Below are 25,660 nucleotides of genomic sequence, written 5' to 3'. Positions count from 1 at the left end.
CTGATGGACGCAGATGATTAATAGATAGGAGCGGAAAATGAGAATTAAGAAAGTAGCTTTTTGCGATCGTGTATTAGAGTGGCGTTTTGAACCAATCTATTTTTCCAATCTTGCCTTGCTAGTTGGGGTATCTGGCGTTGGCAAAACTCAAATACTCAAAGGAATTTCGAGGTTAAAAGAGATAGCAAATGGTGCTTCATTAAATGGCTTAGCGTGGGATATCACATTTTCGACAATAGATGATGATGTGGAGTACCAATGGCAAGGCGAGTTTGAAACGAAAAAAAATCCTGTCATAATTCCTAATCAGGCAGACGAAGCCAGTAACTTTAGGATTGTCCGCGAGCATTTATCTAGAAATGGAGATACAATTATCGAAAGAAACTCTACTGAAATCAAGTTTAAAGGTAACACAACGCCCAAATTATCACCTTTTCAAAGCGCAGTACAAATCTTAAATCAAGAGGAAGATATTTTACCTGTTCAGCAAGGTTTTAATAAAATCATTTATAGTGACAATCTTAGTGTTTCTTTTAATGCAGTTTTTGGTATGCCTCACAGGGTAATATCGATATTTTCAACTAATATTTTCTCACTAGATGATATCAAATCAAGTAATTTACCAATTTTAATCAAAATTGCTTTAATTGCTCGCCATCACCCAGATACTTTTCATGAAATCAAACGCAAATTTATAGATATATTTCCTCAAATTGAAGATATTAAAATAGAAGCAGTCGAAAATGATGACAATCCATTATTTCCGAATTTTCCGATTCAGATCAAAGAGAAAAGTATCAATGATTGGATTTTGCAAAATAACATTTCGTCGGGAATGTTGAAAACGCTAATTCTCATTAGCGAACTGTACTTGTCGCCACAAGGAACTGTAATTCTGATCGATGAATTTGAAAACAGCTTGGGGATTAACTGTATCGATGTTGTTACCGATTTGCTCACGGAAAACCGAAATATTCAATTTATCCTCACCAGTCATCACCCGTACATAATCAACAATATCAGCATGGAATACTGGAAAATAGTAACTCGCAAGGGAGGTGTAGTAACGGTAACTGATGCGAAAGATTTGAACCTGGGAAAATCTAGGCATCAGGCTTTTACACAATTGATTAATCTCGAAGAATACAGCGAGGGAATTAAAGTTTAATGAATCTGTATTTTTTAGTCGAAGGGATGCAATCGGAGAGAAAAGTTTATCCAGCTTGGTTAAGTCATCTGTTGCCTGAATTAACACGAGTTCAGAGTTACGATGAGGTGAATGAAAAAAATTATTACCTGATTAGTGGTGAAGGATATCCATCATTATATGATTTTATTCCTCCTTCGATTGAGGAAATTAACTTAAGTGGAAAATACAACTATTTTGTAGTGTGCTTTGATGCGGAAGAAAATACTGTTGCGGAAAGGTACGCAGAAATTTATGATTTTTTAAATCAGGAAAAGCTAGTATTAAAAAATACAGAACTTGTGCTAATTGTTCAAAATCGCTGCTTGGAAAGTTGGCTTCTGGGCAATCGCAATATTTATTCAAGACATCCTCAACATTTAAGAGATCATCAAAGCCAACTTTTATTAGATTTATTAGATTATAATAAGTATTACGATGTTTCCATTGAGTGTCCTGAAAAGATGGGAAGATATCACAAATTTCATACTCACGCTCAGTTTCACGGAGCTTATTTGAGAGCATTATTGGCAGCTAAACACACCACATATTCTAAAACAAGACCCGGAGATGCACTCAAGCCCTTTTATTTGGAACAGCTATTGAAAAGAATTGAAGAGAAGCCAGAACAATTGACTACTTTTCGTCATTTTGTCGATTTTTGTAATAGAGTTAAATCTAAATTGCAGCATTAAATCGCAATAATTACAGAAATTACGCAGAACATCTAGTCGATCGCACCGATCGCTCTCTTAACTATCAAACAATATATCTTCAGGATATTGACAGAATTTATAAAATGTGTTGTTAACTCTCGAATTTTTGTGAAACTAGCTATTTACCCGATCGCCCTTAAATCGCATACAGTCATATAATCCCGCGGATTGAGAGATAACGTGCATACAGTTCGTGGATAACAAACAAATTTACGCATCGATTTGACTCGCTAAAATCATTTGAATTTAATCTTAGCAAATTGCGAAGTATCTTGTCAACTCCGATTCACAGTACAATCGATCGCAATATTGCATATGAGGAATCCCTATGTCAGAAAAGTTTTCCACCGAAATTAGCGATCGCATCTGCACTCACATGAACGACGATCGCGCTAGCGCCGTAGTTTTGTACGCTCAAGCCTACGGTGGCCAACCCGAGGCGACATCAGCTCAAATGCTCGCTATTGATGCCAACGGCATGGATTTAACAGCTCAAGTCAATGACGAAATAGTGCCAGTCAGAGTAAAGTTCGTAGGCGTAAGCCGGGGCGTAGCCATCGCACTTTAGTAGACGCCGAAGATGCTCACCACACTCTCATTGACATGGTGAAACAAGCCCGAAAAGTTGCTAAGTAGCCAAATTATCCCTATTCTGTTATAATTTCAAAGTTCGTTCGTAGTACGGACTTTAGTCCGTTTAAATCCTTGATATGGACTAAAGTCATTACTACAAACCTTGAGTCTGGTGAAATGATTAATAAGGACTAAAGTCCTTACTCCAAACAAAATATTTAATCAAGTTAAATTTACATCTAAGATATCAAATAAAATGACAGAAAAATACCCCAATTCTAAAGAATTAGATGCCCGAAATGGCAGTAAAAATAACCCTTTCGATGCCCTAATCAAGCGACTGGATTTGATGATTCGCGCCCGGTACTCCCTGCTGTACATTGTCGGCGCCGAAGAAGAACCAGTCGAAGCTGTAATTGCCCAAGTAGCGCTGCAAGTAACACCCGCGCGCCGAGTATTGTTCTGGGATATCGTGCGCGGCTGGGAAGATAACGGTTCTGGAAAAGGTTCAGTAATGGCAGCGCTCGATCGCATCGGCAAGACCGCTGTCGAAGAATATACTCTATTTGTACTCCGAGATTTGCACCCAATCTTGAAATATCCCTACAGCAGTACAAGTGCTCCTGTAATCCGGGAATTACGTAATTTAACCAGGGAATTGAAGCGCAGCAAAAAAACGATCGTCCTCACTTCTCACGCGCTAGAATTGCCGGAGGAATTGAAAGAAGAAGTAACAGTAATTGATTTCCCTTTGCCCAACATCCAAGAAATCAATCATTTAATTTCCCACGTTGTGGAAAAGCCGGAACAGTTGCAAGTTAGCGGCTTAGTAAAGGAACAATTAGTTAAAGCTTGTCAAGGTTTGAGCCGCGCTCGCATCGGGCGGGTTTTAGCTAAAGCTTTGGCCGCCAAACAGCAAATTAACGAGTCAGATATTGACGGAGTTTTGGAAGAGAAACAGCAAGCAATTCGCCAAACCGGAATTTTGGAGTTTTGCAACTCCCGAGAATCCTTAAAAAATGTCGGCGGATTGGAGAATTTGAAACAGTGGGTAAAGATGCGGCAAGATGCTTTTACTGACGAAGCCCGCCGCTACGGTATACCCAATCCTAAGGGCGTTTTGTTAGTAGGAATTCAAGGAACGGGCAAATCTTTATCGGCGAAAACTATTGCTTGTGAATGGCGTTTGCCGCTGCTGCGCTTGGATACTGGCAGATTGTTCGGCGGCATTGTCGGGGAAAGCGAAAGCCGGGTTCGGCAAATGATACAATTGGCAGAGGCGATCGCACCTTGCGTCTTATGGATCGATGAAATAGATAAAGCCTTCGGCAACATCATCAGCGGCGGCGACGGCGATTCGGGAACTTCGCGCCGGGTATTCGGCAGTTTGATCACTTGGATGCAGGAAAAAACTAGCCCAGTGTTTATCGTCGCAACTGCAAATAACGTGCGGATTTTGCCCGCTGAGTTGCTGAGAAAGGGCAGGTTTGATGAGATTTTCTTTTTGAATTTACCCTCGGAATCAGAAAGGCAAGATATTTTTAAGGTGCATTTACAGCGTTTGCGCCCCACTAGATTCCGCGACTTTGATTTGGCAATTTTGGCGAAGTCTTCTGAGAATTTTAGCGGTGCGGAAATTGAGCAAGTGGTGATTGATGGATTGTACCGGGCTTTTGGCACTTTTGTGAACGGGCAGCGCCGGGATTTGATGACGGAGGATGTTTTGAGGTCGATCGAGGATACAGTACCATTAGCTGCGATCGCGCGATCGCAAATTGAAGATTTGAAGCACTGGGCTGCCGAAGCAGGTGCGAGAACAGCTTCTAACGATACTCGATTGATTGATGAATTGAAGCGTTACAGCCGGCCGCTGGGTGAAGATGCGATCGATAATTAACTGAATTTCGGTTCGTAGTAAGGACTTTAGTCCTTAATTCAGAGGACTGAAGTCCGAACGATCAAACCGGGTGCATCTGGTTTTTGAAGCCTGAAGAAGCATGACCGCATATAAATTATTAGTTATAATCCCATATTTTCTGCCGTCATGCTTCGCCCCTACGGATATATTCGCTTGCATGGAGATGCACCCTACGAACCTTACTCGACGGTGATTATTCCGCAAACCGAACCTCCCCAGACGGATAACACCCTAATTCAACCATTAACATCTCAGTTACATTTCGTTACGATAAGGAAACAGAGAGCAAAAAACTCTCACCCATAATATCAGAGGTAGCCATTATGAACGGTACATTTCGCGTCGGCAACCTGTTTGGAATTCCCTTTTTTGTCAACGCTTCTTGGTTTTTAGTCCTGGGTTTAGTAACTTGGCAATACGGCGGCGCACTAGCAGCCCTGTTTCCCACATTAGGCCCCGTAGCGCCGTGGCTGCTAGGATTACTCGCAGCCCTGCTGTTATTTGCTTCCGTCTTAGCCCACGAATTAGGACACAGTTGGGTAGCTATCAAACAGGGAATTGGCGTGAAATCGATTTCGCTATTTCTGTTTGGCGGACTGGCTAATTTAGAAAGAGAATCGAAAACCCCAGCCGAAGCATTTTGGGTCGCCATTGCAGGCCCGTTAGTCAGCTTATTTTTGGCTGGTTTGTTAACAGTTATCGGCGTCGGTGCAGCCCTCACAGGCCCAGCCGCAGCCATCGTTCAACTTTTAGCTTCCATCAACCTAGCTTTAGCCTTATTTAACTTAATTCCCGGCTTGCCCCTCGATGGCGGCAACATCCTCAAAGCGATCGTCTGGAAGATTACCGGCAACCCTTACAAAGGCGTAATTTTTGCCAGCCGCGTCGGTCAAATCATTGGCTGGATTGCCATTGCTACAGGCATCTTCGGCAATATTTGGAATCTAGTAATCGGTTGGTTCTTGCTGCAAAATGCCGGTCAGTCTGCACAGTATGCCACAGTCCAAAATGAACTCGCAGGACTCACAGCCGCAGATGCTTTGACTGCCGAAAGCCCGATCGTCCCAGAAAACTTATCCCTCAGAGAATTTGCCAACAACTACGTCATCGGTAGCACTCACACCTGGCGCCGGTTCCTAGTTACCGATGATGCCGGACAATTGGTAGGTGCGATCGACCTTGACGACATGAAAACCATCCCCACCGGAAGCTGGCCCCAAGTTCAAGTTAAAGAGCTCGTGAAGCCGATCGAATTTTCCACCACCGTCAAACCCGAATTGTCCCTCCTCGAAGTCGTCACCCTCCTCGAACAACTCAAAGTCCAAGAACTCCCCGTCACAGGCGAAAACGGCGTCCTAGTCGGGCTTGTAGAAAAAGCTGAGATTGCCCGCCTCCTGCAAAGACGAGCTCAAGCAAACCCTGCTTGACACCCTCAGATACTTGACAAATAACAGTTAACCCCCTCGATTTGCCTTACCAAAAGGGCGATCGGGGGGCTTAACTGTAGCTACCCAAAAGTCAAGTAAAATACTAAATTATTAGCTGCAAAGCAGCAATAAATAACTATAATAGTGTATTGATCATCTGAGCGAGGACGGTATGCCATCTCAGAACGTTACCTCTCAATCCGAAACCCAAGAGTCAAAAGTTCTACCTACTCTAAAAAACAATATATTGCCCGAGGCGCGATCGTCTCAACCAACAGCTCAATTACAAAAATCAGAGCTGACAGTTTTCGCAGCTCAAGAGATCGTTTACAAATTTTTCATATATCACATCAACAACTCGGAACCAGAAGTTAGTCTCCAGGAATTCAAAAAAATCTTTATAGAACTAATTGCTCCAGTTAACCCTAAATTAATTCAATCCCTATACATAATAATTGAATTTAACAGTCAACAAGAATTTAACAACTTATTTAAACGCTGCTCTTACATCTTATTAAATAACTGGATATCCAACAAACAATACGAACTTGCTCGGAAATTAATTACAATTATTAGCGAGAGAACCCTCAGCGAGCCTCACGCAGACAATATTCTCAAAAGACTGAAAGTGTGGCTGACAAACTTTGTCAGCAGCCAAGACTATGAAAACATCAAATTATTTGTATTGAAGTACGGCGACTACCGGCCCGTAGAAAAGCACTGGACTTCTCGCTATCAGCCTTATTTGCTAGCCACTCAATATCTCGATACTAAAAACACCCTCGAAGCACGCCAAACTGCCAAACTCTTGTCCCAGAAGTTAAAAGACAAGTATAAGTTTGACCTAGCAATGTATACATCTCGCTCTCAGTCAGCCACATTCAAATTTAAAAATTATCATAATCCCACACTTTTAGGAGAGGAAGCCCTGCGTTTAATCAAAATAATTTTGGTCAACCGAGGCTCGTTGAACTATCGCAGCTTAGCCAATCTTTTTATCAGTCACAGTCAAAATATTACCTACAAGCAGTTCAAGGAATCTCTGATTAAGTATTTATGTTATTACAATGAAAAAAAAAATAGTTCTGATATTTATCACCAACAACTCATCAATATTTTAGATAATTTTCATCCCCAGAATGACGAAGAAAGTTTGAACAGTAGCCTGTTGCTCAGAACTTGCAATTATCTAATCAAATGTTTGACAGTGGAAAATTCTGGGGAACCAACCGCCTTATTTCTAATTTTCGTGACTCAACTAAATCCTTTAACGCTAGCGATTTTGATGCTAAAGATAATTTTAATCTCACCGTATTCCCAAACCTACTTAGAACTTTGTTTTGCTCGATTAATTGAATACTATCAAGATAACTCCGCTGCTGAATGTCAGTGGCTAATTAAATTTTTAGAAGTTTGCCAGATTGCTCTAACTATTTATGGAGACAATGTTCAATACAATCTAGTGAATATGTCAGACAACAATCAAGAGGAACATTTGTTTATCGACCTCAATAACTGTCGAGTTTTTTCTCAACACAAACAAACACCCAAAAATCGAGATTAGTCATTAGCGCTGTCCCCGCTCGCGAACATTATTAGCGATGTATTCGTAGGGTGCGTCGCCATGAAAAATCCCTAAACTTAATCGGCAATCTGATAGCGACGCACCTTATACCAATTCACTATGAAGGTACACGCTCATACATGGTAAAGTAGAGGAGAGCAAATGTTGATTTTTTCGGGGAGAACTGGTATTAGTCATTAGTCATTAGGTGTACCCTACAGCTCAAATTTTGCAATCAAATCCAGTATCTTTTGATAATCAAAATTATCTAAATAATTCATCATAACTTCGGCAAAAATAGGATTATCGCTGCGAATTTCCTCAATTGTTTTGGCAATAAAATCGAAGTCAGCCTGATGGACTGCCTGTTTGAGATTGCGCGTCCATTCTGGGGAAACTTGCGGCTTAGAGTCCAACGTAAATATTGCAGCACTATCAGATATTTTTTCGGTAACAATAGTTGAACTCTCCGATACATTATTTACTGTAACATATTTATTGATAAGTTCAACAGGGCCGACTCCCGTCACAACTTGAATATCAAATTTGAAGACTGTGCCGCGTCCAACTTCGCTCTGGGCGGTAATGTCACCGCCCATTAATTTGATGAACTCGCGGCTGATACTTAATCCTAAACCTGTACCTTTTTGAACTTTTTGACCAGATGAACTTTGCACGAATAATTCAAATATACTGTCTAATTCCTCGGGGATAATTCCTAACCCTGTATCGGCAATTTCAAAGTAAATAAAAGCATTATTTTTTTGAGCTTCTGATAGATTGATATTATTATTTGGTTCTGGAGATATAGCTACTTCTATTCTGGGTCTTACTGTTACTGAAATTGAGCCTTTTTGGGTGAATTTAACGGCATTATCTAACAAATTAATCAGCACTTGTCGCAACTTAACATCATCAGCTTGTACGTACTGAGGAACATCGGGCGAGCGGTTGACAATTAATTGCAATTCTTTATTTTGTGCGGGAAGTTGAAACATATTTTGCACGTCGCCCAGCAAACGGTACAAGTCAAAGTTTTTTGGGTTGAGTGTCATGCGTCGAGCTTCAATTCTAGATAAGTCTAATATTTGATTAATGAGTTGAAGCAAGTGTTCTCCGCTGCGACGAATAATTTTAATATTCTCTTGTTCCTGCAAAGTTAAATTAGCACTGGGTTCTATTAATTGAGCAAAGCCGAGAATGGCGTTGAGGGGTGTTCGCAATTCGTGGCTCATGTTGGCAAGAAAGATGCTTTTAGCTTTGTTGGCAGCTTCTGCGGCTTCTTTGGCTTGTTTGAGTTCTTGTTCTGCTTGTTTGCGATCGCTAATATCAAGTATTATGCCGTGCCAGACGATATCTCCATTTTCGCGCAATTCTGGGCGAGAATAGCCTTGCAGCCATTTGAGTTTTCCCGATGCTGTCACAATCCGCCACTCGTGGGAAAATGGTTCAAGATTTGTGGCGCTGTTGACAATTGCCTCGAAGTGGCTGGGGCGATCGTCCGGGTGCATTTGTTCGTAGAGTAAAGCAGAGTTGTTTTTGACTTCCTCCGGCTCTAATTCTTGAATTTCTCGGCACATAGGACTGATATATTCCATCTTGACTGAGCCGTCGGGATGTTGCACGAATATGTAAAGTTCTCCGGGAACCGTGATCGCTAATTTGTGAAACAGAGCTTCGCTTTTTTGCAAGGCTAATTGTGCTTGTTTGCGATCGCCAATATCAATCCCAAATCCAAAAAGAAAGTCAAAATTGCCATTTTCATCCAAAACGGGCGTACCGTGCCACTCGACTAACAAACCCCGATCCGACTTGGTGACAATCCGGTGCTCATTAACCGTTTGCGGGCTGGCTTTGACGGCCTTAAAAATCGAGTGCAATCCGGCTCGATCGCCCTCGGGTACAAATATAGCTAAATAATCTTTGCCGATAACTTCTGCGGCAGTATAGCCCACAGCTTGCAGCATACAGTCATTCACCCGCAGGATTTTACCCTCACAGTCGATCGCCACAAAAAATATCGGAGAATTTTCGATAATCTTGAAGTTAAAGTCGCGCTCTTTGCGGATAATTTTTGTAGCTTGCTTGCGCTCCTCAATTTCGATTTCCAAGCGGGCATTGATTTCGGCTAACTCGGTTGTGCGCGAAGCTACTTCAATTTCCAGAGTCCGGTTGTAGTCAGCCAATATTTTTTCTGCTTGTTTGCGATCGGTGATATCTTGAAAAACAATAATCACATACAGGACATTGCCAAGAGCGTCAAACACCGGCATCGATCGCACTTGCAAAGGAATAATTTTCCCACCGAGGCGAATTTCCATATCTTCAACAATCATTGTTGCACCCCTCACAGCCCGTGCAAACGGGGACTTATCGATCGGGTACAGCCGATCGGTGCCTGCTACATAAAGCTGATAAGTTTCTGAGAGCCCTGCTGCGGTTGTACTTGGCATTGCCCTTTTGCCAGTGAGCTCTTCTCCCACCGAATTCATAAAAATAGTGCTACCTGTGGGAGTCAGGGCTGTGACTCCAACGGGCAAGCTTTCTAACAACTTGGCAAATTTTTCTTCACTAGACGCCAAAGCTTCAAAAGATTTTTTCAATTGAGCGGCCATTTCATTAAAAGACTGGGCTAATTTACCGACTTCATCCAGCCTGCTCACACCAACAGTGCGATCGAATTCTCCTTGGGCAATATCTTTAGCTGCTGCGTTGAGACGCAGCAGCGGCAGCGTTACCCACCTAGCTGTCAGAACTCCGGCAATGGTCGATAGCAGTAGCGCGGCCACACAAAGTACAATCGTATTGCGGGTATTTCTGTTAACTTGCCCCATGAAATCGGATTCGGGAACTGCGATCGCAATCAGCCAGTTCAAACCGTAACTATCAGAAAAAGGCACCACTGCCACAAAATAATCCTGCCCGTCTCGGTTAAATTTCAGTTGATGCTGCTGCTTAATCTCGCCAAAGCCCCCGAAGTATTCGTACAAATGCTTAGCTGCGGTACGAATAACAGGAGTTTGGCTGTCTAAAACATTCAGCCGCTCCGGCTGGTGCTTTCCCGACAACTTTCTAAAGGGTGATTCTTGACTCGAACTGGCAACCAGCAAGCCCGATCGTTCGATCGCGAAAATTTCCCCCGTTTTGCTAAACCTGAGGCGATGGAGATATTGCTGAATTTCCAAGATCGAAAAGTCTACCGCACTAACTCCCAGCAATTTACCATTGCGATCGCGAATCGGTTGACTCGCAGCAATAAACACAGTCCCCGGAGTAAAACCGGGGTAAATGCTCGTCCAAATTGGTTTGTTAGCTGCGACAGCTTCTTTGTACCAAGGGCGCTGGCGAGCATCGTAGGTTCCTGCTTCTACTTTTAATTGAACCGTGCGAGTTCCTCTGTTGTCTGTAGCGTAGTAAATGTTCTGAGAGTTGGTAGATTTGTTAGCGACGACAATTTGCAAGCTCTTGTCCTTAGGGTTGCGCCAAATGGCGAGACATTCTCCTGATTTTTCAGAACCGAGGGACATCCACTGAATGCTTTTAAACGATTGCATTTGCTGCCAAAGGAACTTTTCTGCCCGAGGCTGGCGGCTTTCTAACTGTAAGTTTAATTCCTTGCGATCGATCGCTTCAGCGTTGAGTTGATTTACCCAGTGAGTATTTTCGAGAACACCACTCAGCTTTTCTTCAACTCTTTTCCCCGTCTCCCCGATCAATTTCTGGGCGAGCTCTTCGACTGCTCTTTGTCCGTTGCGAAAGGAAAAATATCCGACCATCCCGACTGCTGCGACGATTTGCACCACAAAAGAGCCGACTAGAACGCAGCGCAGAGGTATTTTTGTGGGTTGTCGGACAGTTTGAAAGGCGAATCGGGACAAAGGCATAGGCTGCTGACTAATTGCTCCCTAACACTGTAACTGTTTCGACCCATAATTTCACGTAGGGCGATCGAAGCTGGTTGCTTCGGTGTCAGTCGATTTGAGATTTGAGATTTGAGATTTGAGATTTGGGAATGAACGAGCTCGTGCTGGCGATCGCCAGCACGAGAGTTGCATCAGACAAGATTGGAAAAGTCACTCTCCAATCGGGAAATACATCTGCTTGTCCGTCAAACTTCATCCTGAAATCCCTCGAACCTGTTCCTTTTCCTTCTTCCCTCTTCGTTGTTCGGGTGCATCTGGTTTTGGAATAGGGCGAAGCATGACCGCATATAAGGAGGGAGCATCTCAATTTGGCATTTACAGTGCGAGCGTCCCCGCTCGCGTGCTTGTTTGTACAAGCACGCGAGCGGGGACGCTCGCACTACGATAAAAAATGCTTCTTGCAAAACTGAGATGCTCCCTATAAGGAATGAGAATTAAATAACTTACAATTTTAATGATTGTGGGATGGGCGTCCCGCCCGTCTATAAGGGACGGGCGGGACGCCCATCCCACTTTTAAGAGTGTAAGTTATTAAATTTTCGTTCCTAAGTTATTAGTTATCATCTCATATTGACTCTTGTCATGCTTCGCCCCTACGGATATATTCGCCTTGCACAAGCCGCTGCACCCCGTTGTTCGAGCAACTGTCAACCGTCAACTATCAACTGTCAACTATCAACAGCTACGCGGAAAATCCCCCGCTTGTCCAAACGGATATAGCGAGGGGCGAGAATAGGTATTCTCAGAAAATATAAAGTAGTAGCACTGACTTTTATCGAGCCATTGCCATCTATAGAATCCATACTGTTTTAGGCGCACTGAAAAATTTCAGAACAAAATTTCAGAGCCCACTCTCTGCCAGCAGTCAATGCTTGAAGTCAAACCAACCCGTTCAAGCAAGAATTCAAAGCAAATTGTAAAGACCTAGGATACTTCTTCGCGATCGATTTGGCGCAGGTGAATGTGCTTGCGTCCCAGAGAAATTTCAAATTCATCTCCTGGCTGGAGTTCCATCTGCTTGGTGTAGGCAGCTCCAATCAGTAAGTTGCCATTAGATTGAACGCTAATCCGATAGCTAGCCGAGCGTCCGCCGCGTCCGTTGCCGTTTTGCTTCCCATCTAGCTGAATGCCTTCTGCATCAATCAGCGCATTCAGGAATTTCATCATGTTGACCCGTTCTACGCCGTTCTTGGTAACGGTATAGTAGCCACAGGCTCTAGCTTTTTCTTCCTTGGTCAGATTCTCTAGGTCTTTGACCTTTTTGATCAGATCTTCGCCTTCAAGGGGTTCGATATTTTTCTTTTTAGCCATTTACTGAGTCCTGAAATATTCAAGTGGTGTACGGATTTTTTCTCGGTTGGTTTTTGGTTTGACCAAGAAAGTTTAGCTTTATAGCCGGTCTTGACATACTCCCCCACCTAAAGGCGCTGGGATTCTGGGTTCAAACAGCGATTGCAGGTTCTTCACCTGTCTAACATCACCTCGCCCACAGGTTGATGCCCCAACCTGTTTGAGATTTTTTGAAATAAGAGAGTTGAGACCGGATTTTTATATCTCGCGAATCAACAAAGTCTACTCTATCATGAAAGCCGTCTTTTTAGGATGGGGCTTTAAACCCAATTGTTTGATAAAACTATATTACACCGATCGGCTCAATTGTTAACCACTATTGTCTAAATATTTTTAACAAGGTGGAGTCTTTCTTGAGGAGTAGCTGCCAGGAGCGTGCGAGCAATCTCTAAACTAGGTAGCATAAGCTATCAGCTATCAGCTAGCTGAATATTTGCCCCGCTCTTAAAATCCCATGAAGTTAACCACACGCGGACACTACAGTGTCAAAGCTCTACTGGATCTAAGTTTGCAACCTCGGTTCGGGCCGACATCGGTGAAATCGATTGCGAACCGACAGGAGTTACCCGCTCCATATCTAGAAAAATTGCTGATTGAAATGCGACGAGCCGGTTTAGTCCAATCTGTTCGGGGTTCCCAGGGAGGATATCAATTGGCTCGGGAGCCAGCTCAAATCTCTTTAGGACAAATCTTAGAGGCTGTAGGGGAAACTATTGAACCTTTACCTCGACATTCTCCTGACGCTACCCAACCAGAGGACTGGGTAACATTCAGTTTGTGGAACCGATTGCACAAAAAACTGGCCGAAGCGCTGTACAGTATTTCCCTCGAAGACTTATACTATGATGTCCGCAGTTGGCAAGCTGCTCTCGGAGAAGAAACTAGCTTTATCATTTAGATGGTAAGTTCATTCATTCGATCGCCAACTCACATGGACGCAACACTTGTTACCTACTCTGGTGGCACACGTTGCGGTGCTGTCCGCTTCACAGTCACGGTTGACAAACACTCGTCATCTGACTGCAACTGCTCTATCTGTAAAAAGAAAGGATTTTTGCACCTGATTGTGCCGCCCGAACGTTTTACCTTGCTCTGCGGGGAAGATGTTTTGACAACCTATACATTTAATACAGGCACTGCTAAACATACTTTCTGCCGGATTTGTGGGATTCACTCGTTCTATCGTCCCCGATCGCATCCCGATCAATTCGATGTCAACGTCCGCTGTCTTGACGACTATGCCGTTTCCCAATTTCAGATTCTACCCTTTGACGGTGTTAATTGGGAACAGAACGTACACGAACTGCACGACGAAAGTCATCTCAGCAGTTAAAATCGGCTCTAAAAAATCACACTCCGCTCGATGTAGCAGCAGTTAAAACAGCAGCTACCCGATCGCTCACTAGCGATCGAAGGGACTATCATGTTGAACACCATATATAATAATGCCGGATGAATTTACTGTTTTGATTTTAGCTGCGGTATTGGATTATTCGATCGGCGATCCTTGGGGTTGGCCGCATCCCGTGCAGGCGATGGGTTGGGCGATCGACCGCTATACTCGATTTGTCTTTAATATATGGAACAATCCCGCAGACAAAATGCCTCTCTCTGGCGATCGTCCCCCAGGCGAGCGGCACCAACTGCTGCTACGATGTGCTGGTACAATACTAGCGATCGGGCTGATTATAGGCAGTTATACTGTCAGTTGGTCGATCGTCCTTGCTGCTAGTTGGGTGCATCCTGTTTTAGGCATTGCCCTACAAACCATTTTGCTGGCTAGCTGTTTTGCCGGTCGCAGTTTGAGGGCGGCTGCTGAAGACGTGCTAGCGCCTTTAAAGGTTGGAGATTTAGTCAAGGCGCGAGAAAGGTTGAGCCTTTACGTCGGTCGGGATACCGAAAACTTATCTGAGCCAGAAATTCTGCGAGCATTGTTAGAAACTGTAACAGAGAATGCAGTAGATGGCGTGAGTGCCCCGCTATTTTATGGATTAGTTGGGTTCGCTCTGCCGCATCTATTATTAACTGTTATCGATCGACCGATCGCTCCTGACTCGATGTGGGATCTGGCGATAGTTCCCTGTGCGATCGCCTACAAAGCAGCTAGCACATTAGATTCTACCGTCGGCTACAAAGAAGCACCATACACAGATTTAGGATGGTTTAGCGCCAAACTAGAAGACGTGCTGACATGGATTCCTTGTCGGCTAACAGTGATTACTTTAGCCCTGATATCTGGCAAACCGATCTACGTTTGGCAGATTTGTCAGAGAGATGCTGTTAAAGATGCCAGTCCCAATTCCGGTTGGAGCGAGTGCGCCTACGCCGCCATCTTGGGAGTACAACTGGGAGGTACAAATTCCTATCGGGGAGTTATCAAACACAAACCGCTGTTAGGCGAGTCGATTCGTGCGATCGCACCGCAGCAAATTGACCAAGCATTGCAATTAACTCGGTATTGCTTTCTGATTTGGTTGGGACTATCATTGCTTGTTTATACTTTATTATCTTTTGTTCCCTAACAATAGAGCTGACCCGCAGACAGATACAGCCCTCCGACAGGAGTCTGGAAGGGGAGTATCTTAGTTTTGCATTTATAGTGCGAGCGGTATAATACTCGCGAGCGGGGACAGCACTATAATAAAAGATGCTTTTTTCAAAAATGAGATGCTCCCTCTGGAAGAGCCAAAAAAGTTTCGACGTTAGTAGTTCTTCTCCCAGATTCAACTGTCAAGTCAATCTAAAATCTAAAATCGTTCGACGCTGACACTAACGCCGAAGTCTCACATCTAATAATTGTTCCAACCCAGAGATTAATTTGTCCAGTCAATCTAAAATCTAAAATCTAAAATCTAAAATCCTTCGATTCGCCAACAGCCAACCATTAGCTCGCAGCCAGCAATGACTAAAATTATTAAGATTTTATCCCCGGATGAAGTGAGGCGGACTCTCACCCGCGTCGCTTCCCAGATTGTCGAAAAATCAGGAGCTCCTTCGGACTTAGTGCTGTTGGGGATTCATACTAGAGGAGTGCCTTTAGCTCAAATGTTGGCAGCTCAAATTGAAGTCCTCGAACAAGTCAAAGTATGCGTGGGTGCTTTGGATATTACGTTTTACCGAGATGACTTGGATCGAGTTGCGATGCGGACACCTGCTAAAACAGAAATTCCTTTCGATTTGACCGGCAAAACGGTGGTGTTGGTAGATGACGTTATATATAAAGGTAGAACAATTCGAGCGGCTTTGAATGCGGTAAACGATTACGGGCGGCCGGAGAAAATTTGGTTGGCGGTATTAGTCGATCGCGGCCACCGAGAAGTACCGATTCAGCCGGATTTTACGGGTAAAAAGTTGCCGACAGCCAAGGAAGAACAAGTTAAGGTTTATGTTCAAGAACTTGACGGGCGCGACGGAGTGGAATTGATTAAGGGTTGATGTCGCTCGTTAGCCTCGAAACATCCGGGACACAACTGACTTAGGTACGTAGTTGCGCTTTAGCGCTCTTTGCTTCATGAAAGAGCGCTGAAGCGCAACTACGTACCTTAACGGCAGAAACAGATTCTCAGTTTTTCCAATCAGTAGTATAGACAAGAGCGCCCAAGCGCAACTACGTACCTTAAAATCGGCAGTGCAGGAGTTGAACCTGCCTGGGGCGAATTATGAGTTCGCTGCCTAAACCGCTCGGCCAACTGCCGTTAGATCGACTTATGTCGATCCAACTCAAAAGTAGTATAACATAATTTCCCAGTCCGTGCTAGAACTAGAGAACAAAAATCAAAATCTTTTAGATCTGCCGAACCCGCGATCGCCTGCATCACCTCTGTGCTGGAGTCGATCGACCGGAATTAGCAGTTTCTACGACTTGGAATCAACTTATAGGCAATGGCAGTCAACAACCCACCGTTAAATCGGAGTACCGACTATAACGGGGGCTTGAAACATAGCCCTAGTTGACCAGACTCAGGCAGTAATGCCTGCGTTAGTGGCAAGGCGTTTAACTAATACGAGTTGGAAGTCCCGCACTCTATCCGTTTACAGGATGAGTGACGGGATGAAAACGAGCACCAAACAAATTGAGCGATAGCGAATCCATGATAGGCTCGAACTAAGCGGGGATGATAAGAGTAGCCGTGGTGGGCGAACTTTCCGTTGTATAAAGGCTAGACACCACCTATCAGTTTCTGACTGGTAGCCCCAATATCCAGCTAAGCCGTAAAAGAGCTGATGGATGGGTGAAAAAATCAACAATTCTACTCCTTGGGACACAGGGAGTCTGCCGGAAAAGATAAGTAATTATCTTGCTAGTGAGTACCACATAAAGGTGAGTAAAACCTACGGAGGGAGGATAAGACCAGCTTAGAGAGGGCTGCGAATAAGGCTCTCCCGTTGAAAGAGGAAGCCCGCACTCTATTTGTTTACAAAATGAGTGTCGGGTATGTCACGTTCTTACCTACGGATGCGTAGCTAGTCCGTAGCTCTAAAACTCTTAGGTTAAACAGTCATTTGGGAGACAGTGCCAAGCGAGAAAGTACCGACCACTAACTTTGTCGAAGCTAACATTACCGGAGCAATCCGAGAGGGAGCAATCCCCAAATTAAACGCCCCACTGAGGCGGGTAAGCGAAAGAACAATATCAGCAGCCTCTATCCTGTAATGTCAGCAGGTATGCCAGGGAGAATAACCACTTTTGAGGCGCAACGGTTTCCTTTTATGGAGATACATAATAATGCAGTATAGACCCTGGCCTCCCTTTCCTCTCACCGCCAAGCCGAGTATAGTTATGACGGGAGTCTCTAGGGAGGAAGAAAGGTGAATTCGACGGTAGTGCTGACTCTTATTCTGCTAACTCTAATGTTTGGAGCAGGTGTGACGAGTTCTGTTTGGGGATTTACTATAGGTCGCGAAGCGTTGAAAGGAACGACTCAACCTGATGTTCGCCCCAGCAACAATGCTGGAAGCGGCAAGCAGGGAGCTGCGGCTAGCAAAGACCAAGTGAGCATTTTGAAAGAAAAAGACATTCTCAAAACCGTCAAAGCGCGGGTAGAAGGTCGCGATCCTGACAAAAAAACAGCCGCGACAAATACTAAAGCAGACAAGGCAAGCTCTAAACCTGCCACAGCCAAAAAACCGGCTGCGGCAAATGCCAGTGCCAAGTTTCCCCTGAACAGTCGCGACGGGGGAGTAACTCTGGAAGTGAGCGCCGCCAGCCAGCGCAGCAACTCGATGCTGCTAGACGTGAGCATGAAAAACGAAGGTTCCCAAGCTGTGAGGTTTCTCTACAGTTTCTTGAACGTCACTGACAATCAAGGGCGGGCTCTTTCGGCGACTGCTGAGGATTTGCCGGCGGAACTTCCACCCAACGGGCAGGTGTATTACGGTACGGTGAGTATTCCTACAGCTTTGCTGGAAAATGCTAAGGAAGTTTCGCTGACGCTGACAGATTATCCAGGCCAAAAATTACAGTTGCAAATATCTGGCATTCCAGTGGCAAAGTAATTATTGGATTTGGGATTTGGAATGGCTGATGAATTAAGTGTTTGGAGCACGGGCTTACATTTGCATTATTTTCGGACAATGGTATGAGACAAAAGGAGACCAAACCTCCAGACTGTTGACATAAAGTAAATAATTTCCTAGAAATTCCTAGTAAATCATTGTAAAAGCTGGCACTATGGATTGAAAACAAAAATACCACCTAGCGATGACAAAATATGTCACACCGCGAAAAGCTTGCAAAATCCTGCAAGTCTCAGATAAAACCCTTAGAAACTGGGAACTTGTCGGCAAAATATCAGCAATCAGAACCCCATCCAACCAGCGACGCTACGACATCGACAGCGTTCTCGGAGGCAGACACGACCGAATTACAGCCATCTACGCCAGGGTTAGCAGCTATAAACAGCGAGAAGACCTCTACAGACAAGTCAGCTACCTCCAAAGTATCTACCTGCAAGCCAAGGTCTTCAAAGACATCGGAAGCGGACTCAAATTCAAAAGAAAAGCGCTGCTTGCCCTTTTGGGACAAGTCATGTCGGGAGATATCTCAGCAGTTGTGGTCGGACATCAAGACAGACTCGCAAGGTTCGGTGGTGAGCTCATCAAATGGATCTGCGAACAAAACAATTGCCAACTCATGGTTCTCAGCAGAAACGAGTTGTCTTGTGAACGAGAAATGGTTGAAGACATCCTTGCTATCATCCACGTCTTTAGCAGCCGACTCTACGGTCTGGGAAAATACAAATCTGCTATCAAAGAAGATTCGAGTTTACCCGGAAGCCAAGCTAGCAGCAAAATGGAGGACTTGGATTGCGGCAAGTAGGTGGTGTTACAACCAAGCAATTGCTATTCTTAAGGACGAAAAAATAGGCAAGTATGATTTAAGAAAAAAGATAATGGATTCGGCTCCCGACTGGGTTTGCGAACAACCTTACAACCCGCGACAGATGGCAGTGTTTCAAGCTTTTGAAGCACACAAAGCTGCTAAAAAGGCAAAAGGAACGGCAAAATTTAGAAGCCGTTTAGACACATCTCAAACTATCCGATTTCAAACATCTAACTGGAAGTTCGGGGCTTTTTACCCGCTTGCTACTAAAGGGCTAACCTTTAAAGCGTCCGAACCAATCGTTGAGGTAATGCAACACGAGCCAACACTCAGTTTGATCGACAGGCAGTGGTTTATCTGCTATGTGATTGACGAACCAAAAATAAAGCCGATCGATAGTGATTTAGCTGTCGCACTGGATCCAGGTGTTAGGACTTTTGTTACTGGTTTTGACGGCAGTGACTTTATCGAAATAGGAAAAAACGATATTGGTCGCATCTATCGGCTAGCAAGACATCTAGACAAATTAATGTCCCGCATTGGACTAAGTAAAGGGAGGCAATTCAAGCGACTGAGGTATTGCTTGCGGAAATCGGCAGCAAAAATTAGAATCAAAATCAAGAACTTAGTTAATGAACTGCACAAAAAAGCTGCAAAATATTTTGCAGCCAAGTACAAACTAATTTTCTTGCCAACCTTTGAAACACAGCAAATGGTTAAGAAAGGTAGGCGTAGGTTGGCGACTAAAACTGCTAGAGCGATGGTCACGTTGAGCCATTATCGTTTTAAGCAAATGTTGAAGCATCAAGCCACCAAACATGGTGGTGTTGTAGTAGACGTAACAGAAGAGTACACATCGAAAACTTGCTCAAAATGTGGGCATATCCACGCTAAATTGGGTGGAGCTAAAATCTTTAAATGTCCAGAATGCGGACACACTCTGGACAGGGATAAAAATGGCGCTTTCAATATTTTGTTGAAAGCTTTGAGAGATACCTCCCTGACAGGAGAGCTTGCTGCTTTTTCTGTTTTGCCATACACGGCTATTCTGGGCTTAGTCCGGGATTTACCGGGTTAAATGTATCTGATTCTCAGGTTCGATCGAGAAAGTTGTTCTAGGGAGAATTGTGTCACTTTTAGGGGCTAGAGTTCAGGAGATAGCTGATTTACCTGCGATGAGTTGGGCAGAGGTGCTGTCGCGGTTGCTGTCAGTGCTGCTGCTGATTGCGATCAATGCTTTTTTCGTGACGGCTGAGTTTTCGATGGTGACGGTACGCCGATCGCGCATCAATCAATTAGTCGAGGCCGGCGATGTTCCGGCGATAACTGTTCAATCTTTGATACACAGTATCGAGCGATTGCTCTCAACAATGCAGTTGGGAATCACTCTTTCTAGTTTAGCTCTCGGCTGGATTGGAGAAGATACGATCGCCGTACTGATCCGAATGTCGATCGGCTATTTGCCGCTACCAATCTATATCAAATCGGCGATCGCCCATTCTGCCAGCATCTCAATAGTAACTTTTTTCCTGCTAGCTTACCTGCAAATCGTACTCGGCGAAATCCTGCCCAAATCTGTAGCCTTAGTTTATTCCGAACAGCTAGCCAGAAGTTTAGGGCCTCCGAGTTTATTGATTTCCCGCTTGTTCAATCCCTTTGTGTCGTTTCTCAATCAATCCACGCGATCGCTATTGCAGCTTGCGGGAATCGAATACGAGCGCACGCACCAGCCAGTTACGCCCCAAGAACTGCAATTAATTATAGCGACTTCCAGCGAATCAAGCGGCTTGGAAGCAGAAGAGCGAGAATTGCTGAATAACGTGTTTGAATTTGGCGAAGTTTGCGTAGAAGAAGTGATGGTACCCAGGCCCAGCATTGTGGCACTTCCCAAGACGGCTACGTTTCAAACTTTGCTTTCGGAAATGGCGATTTCCAACCATTCCCGCTATCCCGTCACGGGAGATTCTTTAGACGATATTATCGGGATTATTGGCTTCAAACAACTGGCGAAACCCTTAGCTGAAGGTTTGCTATCTCCCGACACGCCGATTGTAACTTGGATTAGTGCGGTGAGATTTGTGCCGGAAATGATGCTGCTGGGGGAATTACTGCCTTTGATGCAGGGTTCGTCGGAAGAAATTGCGATCGTCGTCGATGAATTTGGCGGCATTTCCGGCTTGGTGACGCTGAGGGATTTGATCGCTGAAATTATCGGCCGCACTTACGAGTCGCCCGACAGCAAAGAAATAGCTTTGCAAGTATTGGACGATCGCACTTTTTTAGCGCAAGCGCAGTTAAATGTAGATGATGTCAATCAAATATTGAATTTGGACTTGCAGGTGACAGACGAATATCAGACAATCGGAGGTTTTCTGAGTTATCAGTTGCAAAGAATGCCGGCGGTTGGGGAAGTTTGGCGCTGCGAAAATGCGGAACTTACAGTAGTTTCTGTGTGCGGGCCGCGGTTGGATCAGATTCAAATTCAGTTGTTGAGTGCGACGGCGGGCGATCGAGTTTTGGGTGAAGTTGCAGCGGCGGGCGGGGAAGTTGGGGGAAAAGGGCGATCGAATGGCGGTTTGAGAGGTGCGGCGAAGTTTTCTAGTTAATACCAATTAAAAAAATAAATGCAACAATATTGGTAGGGTGTGTCGCCAGAAAGCTTACCTTAAAAGAGATGAACAATCAGCTATGGCGACGCACCACCGACAAGATTTCAGCAAACAAACTCAACCTCAATTATTGTACAATACCGTTTACTTAAGACCGCCCTGGGGGTAAAACCCTCTGAAAAATAGATACGGAGATTGCTTCGTTCCTCTCTTCGGACTATATTAAGTAAACCGTATTGAATTATTGTAGAAACATTTTTTTGAATTGGTATTATATTTGGATTTTGATGGGGAGGACGATCGCAAATAGCTGATATGCTTTTAGTCCCATTGAATGAATGCGCTGCCACACGAAATTCAAAATAAACAGGACAATAACTAATGTTGGAGGAACAAGCTAAAGTCCTTTAATATCAAGCTTTGTGCTGTTCGTAAGAGTTTTTGCGGTATCAAGCATTCGGGAAAACTTCCTCTGAAAACATACGGCGCAGAATCTCATAGAAGGGTTCACAATACTGCGCTTGTTCGGGTGACAGACAAGCCCCAATCTCCTTACGAAGTAGGTGAGTCATCTGGCTGACGAGCTCCCAACTGACATTCAGTCGAGGGTAAATCATCACGCACAGGGGAAATAGTTCGGTTTCTAGCGCGTGCAAATTGCCTTCGAGCAAACAAACCCACATATAAACCTGAAACATCTCGACATCACGAACACTTGATGTACGGATATGTTGACTGTTGAGGGGCCCAGAATAACAGCGATAGCGTGGGTACAGTTGATTCACTCGATCGACTACCCGTTCAGCAATATAGCTCATCTTCGACATCAGCAGGCGAACAGATTGCACCGGAATCGCATTCGGTGGATGCTTTGCAGCAGCTTGGTATGCGCGTTGCAGTGGCATATATAAATGATCGTCTAGCATCTTGACGTAGTTACCAAAATTTTCCTGTTCTCCCTCAGGGAGCAAGTCCATCAACTGCGTTCCCGTGTAGTGATATTGCATCGCCACAAAGCCAATCACGCGGGGATCAATTGCTGTAACGTGCTGTCGGACTTGTCCGAGAACTGGGCTCACCTTGTTGACTATACGATAGGGCGACAATTGCTCGCTATATGCTTCGATCGCAAACTTATAAACTTGATGAATACCACCAGAAATATACCAAGGATCGATCAGATCCGTATCTATACCGTGTTCAATTAACGTTTCTGCCAATAGGTAGTCAGTTTTTGTCCAGGATTTTGCACTCACAGAACGCAGCGATGTCAACATTTGTTTTGCCATACTGATACGCCGTCGTTCGATAAATTTATCCTCACCCACAACCGCAGGGGTACCGCTTTTCATCTGTTGTAGATACTTTTGCGCGAAGGAAACAGATAAGTCTACCGATGGTGATAGCGGATCGAATGATATGGAGCTGAGCAAAGAAGGATGAGTAGTCATTGATTTAGTATTTATTCTGTCAAGGTTAGATGCTGATGGCTTTTCAGTCACACATTCATTTTTTGCGAGAGACAATTGTGCGAATGCCGGAGTAGATTTAATCTAGAATTTGGTAGCAAATGATGGCGATAATAGCGATCGCTATTGTTTGTTGAAGCATTCGATCTTAACTATAATCTCCTAAAACTCCAGGATTCAATCGTATAAATACTGATAAATATAATAAACTTCGCAGCCATTTCCGAGTCAATACCGTACTTGTAGGTAGACTTTCAAATTAAATAGTTGGCTGACTTTGTGCAACGCCTATATACCACGCTGGTAAGGTCAAAAAACGGCACTTGTCGCTGGAACCGAACTCCTTAGCCGAAATACCGAAGCTAGAGACTGTTATTGTTCAAAATTAGCCTAAAATTGCCTGATTTAACGATCGTGCTAGACAGTGCTGGCTGTATGTACCCAGCGGGTGCATCTGGTTTTTGAAGCCTGAAGAAGCATGACCGCATATAAGTTATTAGTTATCATCCGATATTGACGGAGGTCATGCTTCGCCCCTACAAACATATTTGCCCAAGTGACATGCACCCTACCCAGCACTGTTCGGCGGAATAAATTTAAATTGCACAAAAAGCAGGAAATCGCTATTTTGCTTGAGATTTTTTCATATTTCAAGCAAAGAAAATTGATCGAGAGCTTGATTTCAAAATCAAAACCCTTAAACTTGACGAGACTCGCGGTGTTCAAAATCAATCTATCTGCATTGCCAACCCTACAAATTGGTTAATTTCAGTGAGTTAAACAATCAATTAGTGCGGATTGAAAGGGTGCATCTGGCGCAAGGCAAATATATCCGTAGGGGCGAAGCATGACCGTAGAAAATAGGAGATTATAACTAATAACTTATATGCGGTCATGCTTCGCCCTCTTCAAAACTCAGATGCTTCCTTGCAAACCTGCAATATTAAGCGTAAGGCACCGGATCTTTTAATCCTAATTCGTCAAAAGCAGCCAGCCGCAACCGACAAGAATCGCAAACGCCGCAGGCACTTTCGCCACCTGAATAACAAGACCAAGTTTGTGTCCAAGGCACTCCCAACTTGTTGCCCAATTGAATAATTTCGGTTTTTTTAAGTTCTATCAAAGGTGTGAAAATCTTAATAGCTTCTCCTTCCCTTCCCTGCTTGGTTCCCAACCGAAATACTTCCTGCATGGCTTGGATGTAATCGAGGCGGCAGTCGGGATAGCCGGAATAATCTAAAGCGTTGACACCGATGTAAATTCGCTGAGCTCCTAGGGTTTCGGCGTAGGCGAGGGCAAAGCTGAGAAAAATGGTATTTCTAGCTGGAACGTAGGTAACGGGGATGTTTTGCGACATTTCTGCCAGATTGCGATCGATCGGCAATTCTATCTGATTGTCTGTCAAAGCCGAACCGCCCCACTGCGTCAAGTCAAAGTTTACCACCTGATGCACCTTAACCTGTGCTGAAAGTGCGATCGCCCGTGCTGATTCTAACTCTCGCCGGTGTCTTTGCTGGTAGTCAAAGGATATCGCGTAACATTCGCAGCCGTCGGCTTTCGCTTGATACAAAACAGTTGAGGAATCCAGCCCTCCCGACAATAAAATAACTGCTTTCACTTAAAACATCCTCGATTGCATCAGGTTTTATATTTATATCAAATCTGTTGTCACTTGACAAGATAGGAAGTACGGTTGAAACCGCGCCTACAAAAACGTAGGCGTTAGCCTTCCCGAAGGGTAGTCAGCCGGACGCCGACTGAAGAAGATAAAATAATTTTAACCGCATAAGACGGCGGTTGAAACCGCGTCTACAAAAACGAAGTCCGCCTCCGCGGACTGAAGAAGATTAAATAATTTTAACCGTCGAGTTTTCTTCAACCCGCGGAGGCGGGTTTTGTTTGTATAGAAGCGGTTTCAACCGCCGAGTTTTCATGCAACAAATCGTCTAGTTCCCGGTAATCCGGCAAAGTTGTATCAATTGCTCTACCCTGCCGCAAAACTGTGCGATCGCGCTGCGATCGAGATAACAATTCGCTAAAATTCCGCGCCTTAAACAAAATCAAATCTGCGGGTAAACCAACTCCGATTCGTCCCAAATTCGGCAATCCCATTAAGTCGGCTGGTGTGGTTGTGACTGTGCGCGGCCAATTTTCCCAAGGCCGATCTAAATGGGCGATACGGGCTGCCATATTCAAGACTTCCAAAACATCGTGATCGCCAAATCCGTAAAACGGATCGCGACAATTGTCGCTGGCAACTGCGACGGGAATTCCTGCTGCTTTTAGTTCATGCAAGACAGTCACTCCGCGCCACCTCGGTGTACGCCCAGATTGTTTGGAATAGGAGAAAGCACGACTTTTCTACCTTTCCAGCCATTATGCCTGTACTTTCTAGACACTTTCTATTTGTTTAACGTATTTGCGTCATTACAGCCGTTGAGACAGCTTACTTGTAAGCCCGCAGCTTCTAGAGGGATTCTAGTCAAAAAAAAATACCCCTGGTTGGGGGTATGTCCTATCTATTTATGACTTCTAATCCTTGGCGGGTGTAAAGATGAGTTTTGCTAGCCTAGCTCCTCGACACTCGCGGTAGAAGGGTACGT

General features: G+C 44.3%; 19 protein-coding genes, 1 tRNA gene and 1 pseudogene. 15 read left to right on the top strand and 6 right to left on the bottom strand.

What is annotated here, in order from left to right:
• The first annotated feature begins 37 nt into the window (after positions 1 to 37).
• The 6 genes from JGK36_RS18555 to JGK36_RS18530 all read left to right on the top strand — a co-directional run bounded on the left by JGK36_RS18555 (position 38) and on the right by JGK36_RS18530 (position 7,384).
• Positions 38 to 1,168 carry an AAA family ATPase gene (locus JGK36_RS18555; protein WP_293197787.1) on the top strand — a complete coding sequence of 377 codons (1,131 nt, stop codon included), beginning with the start codon at positions 38 to 40 and terminating at the stop codon, positions 1,166 to 1,168.
• Complete coding sequence (locus JGK36_RS18550) at positions 1,168 to 1,881, top strand: hypothetical protein (RefSeq protein WP_293190292.1); 714 nt, start codon at positions 1,168 to 1,170, stop codon at positions 1,879 to 1,881. The genes JGK36_RS18555 and JGK36_RS18550 overlap by 1 nt, the downstream gene beginning before the upstream one ends.
• A 349-nt stretch (positions 1,882 to 2,230) precedes the next feature.
• Positions 2,231 to 2,470: a DUF2470 domain-containing protein gene (locus JGK36_RS18545; RefSeq protein WP_366035287.1), complete on the top strand. Its 240-nt coding sequence runs from the start codon at positions 2,231 to 2,233 to the stop codon at positions 2,468 to 2,470.
• A gap of 261 nt (positions 2,471 to 2,731) precedes the next feature.
• Positions 2,732 to 4,372, top strand: a complete 1,641-nt coding sequence (locus tag JGK36_RS18540; RefSeq protein WP_293182449.1) for an AAA family ATPase — start codon at positions 2,732 to 2,734, stop codon at positions 4,370 to 4,372.
• Positions 4,373 to 4,716: 344 nt separating this feature from the next.
• Positions 4,717 to 5,820: a site-2 protease family protein gene (locus JGK36_RS18535; RefSeq protein ID WP_293182447.1), complete on the top strand. Its 1,104-nt coding sequence runs from the start codon at positions 4,717 to 4,719 to the stop codon at positions 5,818 to 5,820.
• 172 nt (positions 5,821 to 5,992) lie between these two features.
• Positions 5,993 to 7,384: a hypothetical protein gene (locus JGK36_RS18530; protein WP_293182445.1), complete on the top strand. Its 1,392-nt coding sequence runs from the start codon at positions 5,993 to 5,995 to the stop codon at positions 7,382 to 7,384.
• Between the two features lie 215 nt (positions 7,385 to 7,599).
• Here JGK36_RS18530 and JGK36_RS18525 read toward each other — a convergent pair whose 3' ends face one another.
• Positions 7,600 to 11,268 (bottom strand): PAS domain S-box protein, encoded by a 3,669-nt coding sequence (locus tag JGK36_RS18525; protein WP_293190291.1) that lies wholly within the window; start codon positions 11,266 to 11,268, stop codon positions 7,600 to 7,602.
• Between the two features lie 128 nt (positions 11,269 to 11,396).
• On the opposite strand from JGK36_RS18525, the gene JGK36_RS18520 reads away from it, so the two are divergent.
• Positions 11,397 to 11,576, top strand: coding sequence for a hypothetical protein (locus JGK36_RS18520; protein ID WP_293190290.1), 180 nt, complete (start codon positions 11,397 to 11,399; stop codon positions 11,574 to 11,576).
• A gap of 655 nt (positions 11,577 to 12,231) precedes the next feature.
• Here the strand turns inward: JGK36_RS18520 and JGK36_RS18515 are convergent.
• A complete protein-coding gene (locus tag JGK36_RS18515) occupies positions 12,232 to 12,618 on the bottom strand; it encodes an AbrB family transcriptional regulator (protein WP_293157313.1) in 387 nt (128 codons plus the stop codon).
• A 493-nt stretch (positions 12,619 to 13,111) separates the two neighbouring features.
• Between JGK36_RS18515 and JGK36_RS18510 the strand changes: the two genes are divergently transcribed.
• The 4 genes from JGK36_RS18510 to pyrR all read left to right on the top strand — a co-directional run bounded on the left by JGK36_RS18510 (position 13,112) and on the right by pyrR (position 16,092).
• Positions 13,112 to 13,555, top strand: a complete 444-nt coding sequence (locus JGK36_RS18510) for an Rrf2 family transcriptional regulator (RefSeq protein WP_293182439.1) — start codon at positions 13,112 to 13,114, stop codon at positions 13,553 to 13,555.
• Positions 13,556 to 13,588: 33 nt separating this feature from the next.
• Positions 13,589 to 13,990, top strand: a complete 402-nt coding sequence (locus tag JGK36_RS18505) for a GFA family protein (RefSeq protein ID WP_293182473.1) — start codon at positions 13,589 to 13,591, stop codon at positions 13,988 to 13,990.
• A 112-nt stretch (positions 13,991 to 14,102) separates the two neighbouring features.
• Positions 14,103 to 15,179, top strand: coding sequence for an adenosylcobinamide-phosphate synthase CbiB (cbiB, locus tag JGK36_RS18500; RefSeq protein WP_293197783.1), 1,077 nt, complete (start codon positions 14,103 to 14,105; stop codon positions 15,177 to 15,179).
• 379 nt (positions 15,180 to 15,558) lie between these two features.
• Entirely contained in the window at positions 15,559 to 16,092 is a 534-nt protein-coding gene (pyrR, locus tag JGK36_RS18495) for a bifunctional pyr operon transcriptional regulator/uracil phosphoribosyltransferase PyrR (RefSeq protein WP_293182435.1), read from the top strand.
• Positions 16,093 to 16,279: 187 nt separating this feature from the next.
• Here the strand turns inward: pyrR and JGK36_RS18490 are convergent.
• Positions 16,280 to 16,352: transfer RNA gene (locus JGK36_RS18490), tRNA-Ile, on the bottom strand.
• A gap of 1,156 nt (positions 16,353 to 17,508) precedes the next feature.
• Here JGK36_RS18490 and JGK36_RS18485 point away from each other — a divergent pair.
• The 4 genes from JGK36_RS18485 (at position 17,509) to JGK36_RS18470 (ending at position 21,585) form a co-directional block, all read left to right on the top strand.
• The gene (locus JGK36_RS18485) at positions 17,509 to 18,153 is read left to right on the top strand and encodes a hypothetical protein (protein WP_293182471.1); all 645 of its coding nucleotides are present in this window, start codon (positions 17,509 to 17,511) and stop codon (positions 18,151 to 18,153) included.
• 205 nt (positions 18,154 to 18,358) lie between these two features.
• Positions 18,359 to 18,976, top strand: coding sequence for an IS607 family transposase (locus JGK36_RS18480; RefSeq protein ID WP_293182433.1), 618 nt, complete (start codon positions 18,359 to 18,361; stop codon positions 18,974 to 18,976).
• Positions 18,900 to 20,057 (top strand): transposase, encoded by a 1,158-nt coding sequence (locus tag JGK36_RS18475; RefSeq protein WP_293182469.1) that lies wholly within the window; start codon positions 18,900 to 18,902, stop codon positions 20,055 to 20,057. Before JGK36_RS18480 ends, JGK36_RS18475 begins: the two co-directional genes overlap by 77 nt.
• A 97-nt stretch (positions 20,058 to 20,154) precedes the next feature.
• Entirely contained in the window at positions 20,155 to 21,585 is a 1,431-nt protein-coding gene (locus JGK36_RS18470; protein WP_293182467.1) for a hemolysin family protein, read from the top strand.
• 452 nt (positions 21,586 to 22,037) lie between these two features.
• Here JGK36_RS18470 and JGK36_RS18465 read toward each other — a convergent pair whose 3' ends face one another.
• From JGK36_RS18465 to JGK36_RS18455, 3 genes and pseudogenes are all read right to left on the bottom strand, one after another.
• Complete coding sequence (locus JGK36_RS18465; protein ID WP_293182431.1) at positions 22,038 to 23,039, bottom strand: hypothetical protein; 1,002 nt, start codon at positions 23,037 to 23,039, stop codon at positions 22,038 to 22,040.
• 961 nt (positions 23,040 to 24,000) lie between these two features.
• Positions 24,001 to 24,675, bottom strand: a complete 675-nt coding sequence (gene queC / locus JGK36_RS18460) for a 7-cyano-7-deazaguanine synthase QueC (RefSeq protein WP_293182429.1) — start codon at positions 24,673 to 24,675, stop codon at positions 24,001 to 24,003.
• 257 nt (positions 24,676 to 24,932) lie between these two features.
• Positions 24,933 to 25,388: pseudogene (locus JGK36_RS18455) on the bottom strand (amidohydrolase family protein); the annotation flags it as partial.
• Positions 25,389 to 25,660 lie beyond the last annotated feature (272 nt).

Origin of the sequence: Microcoleus sp. PH2017_35_SFW_U_B (assembly GCF_020737865.1) — a bacterium.
Taxonomy (GTDB): Bacteria; Cyanobacteriota; Cyanobacteriia; order Cyanobacteriales; family Microcoleaceae; genus Microcoleus.
Note: the sequence above shows the minus strand (reverse complement) of the source record. Positions and strands in the feature narration are given on the sequence as shown.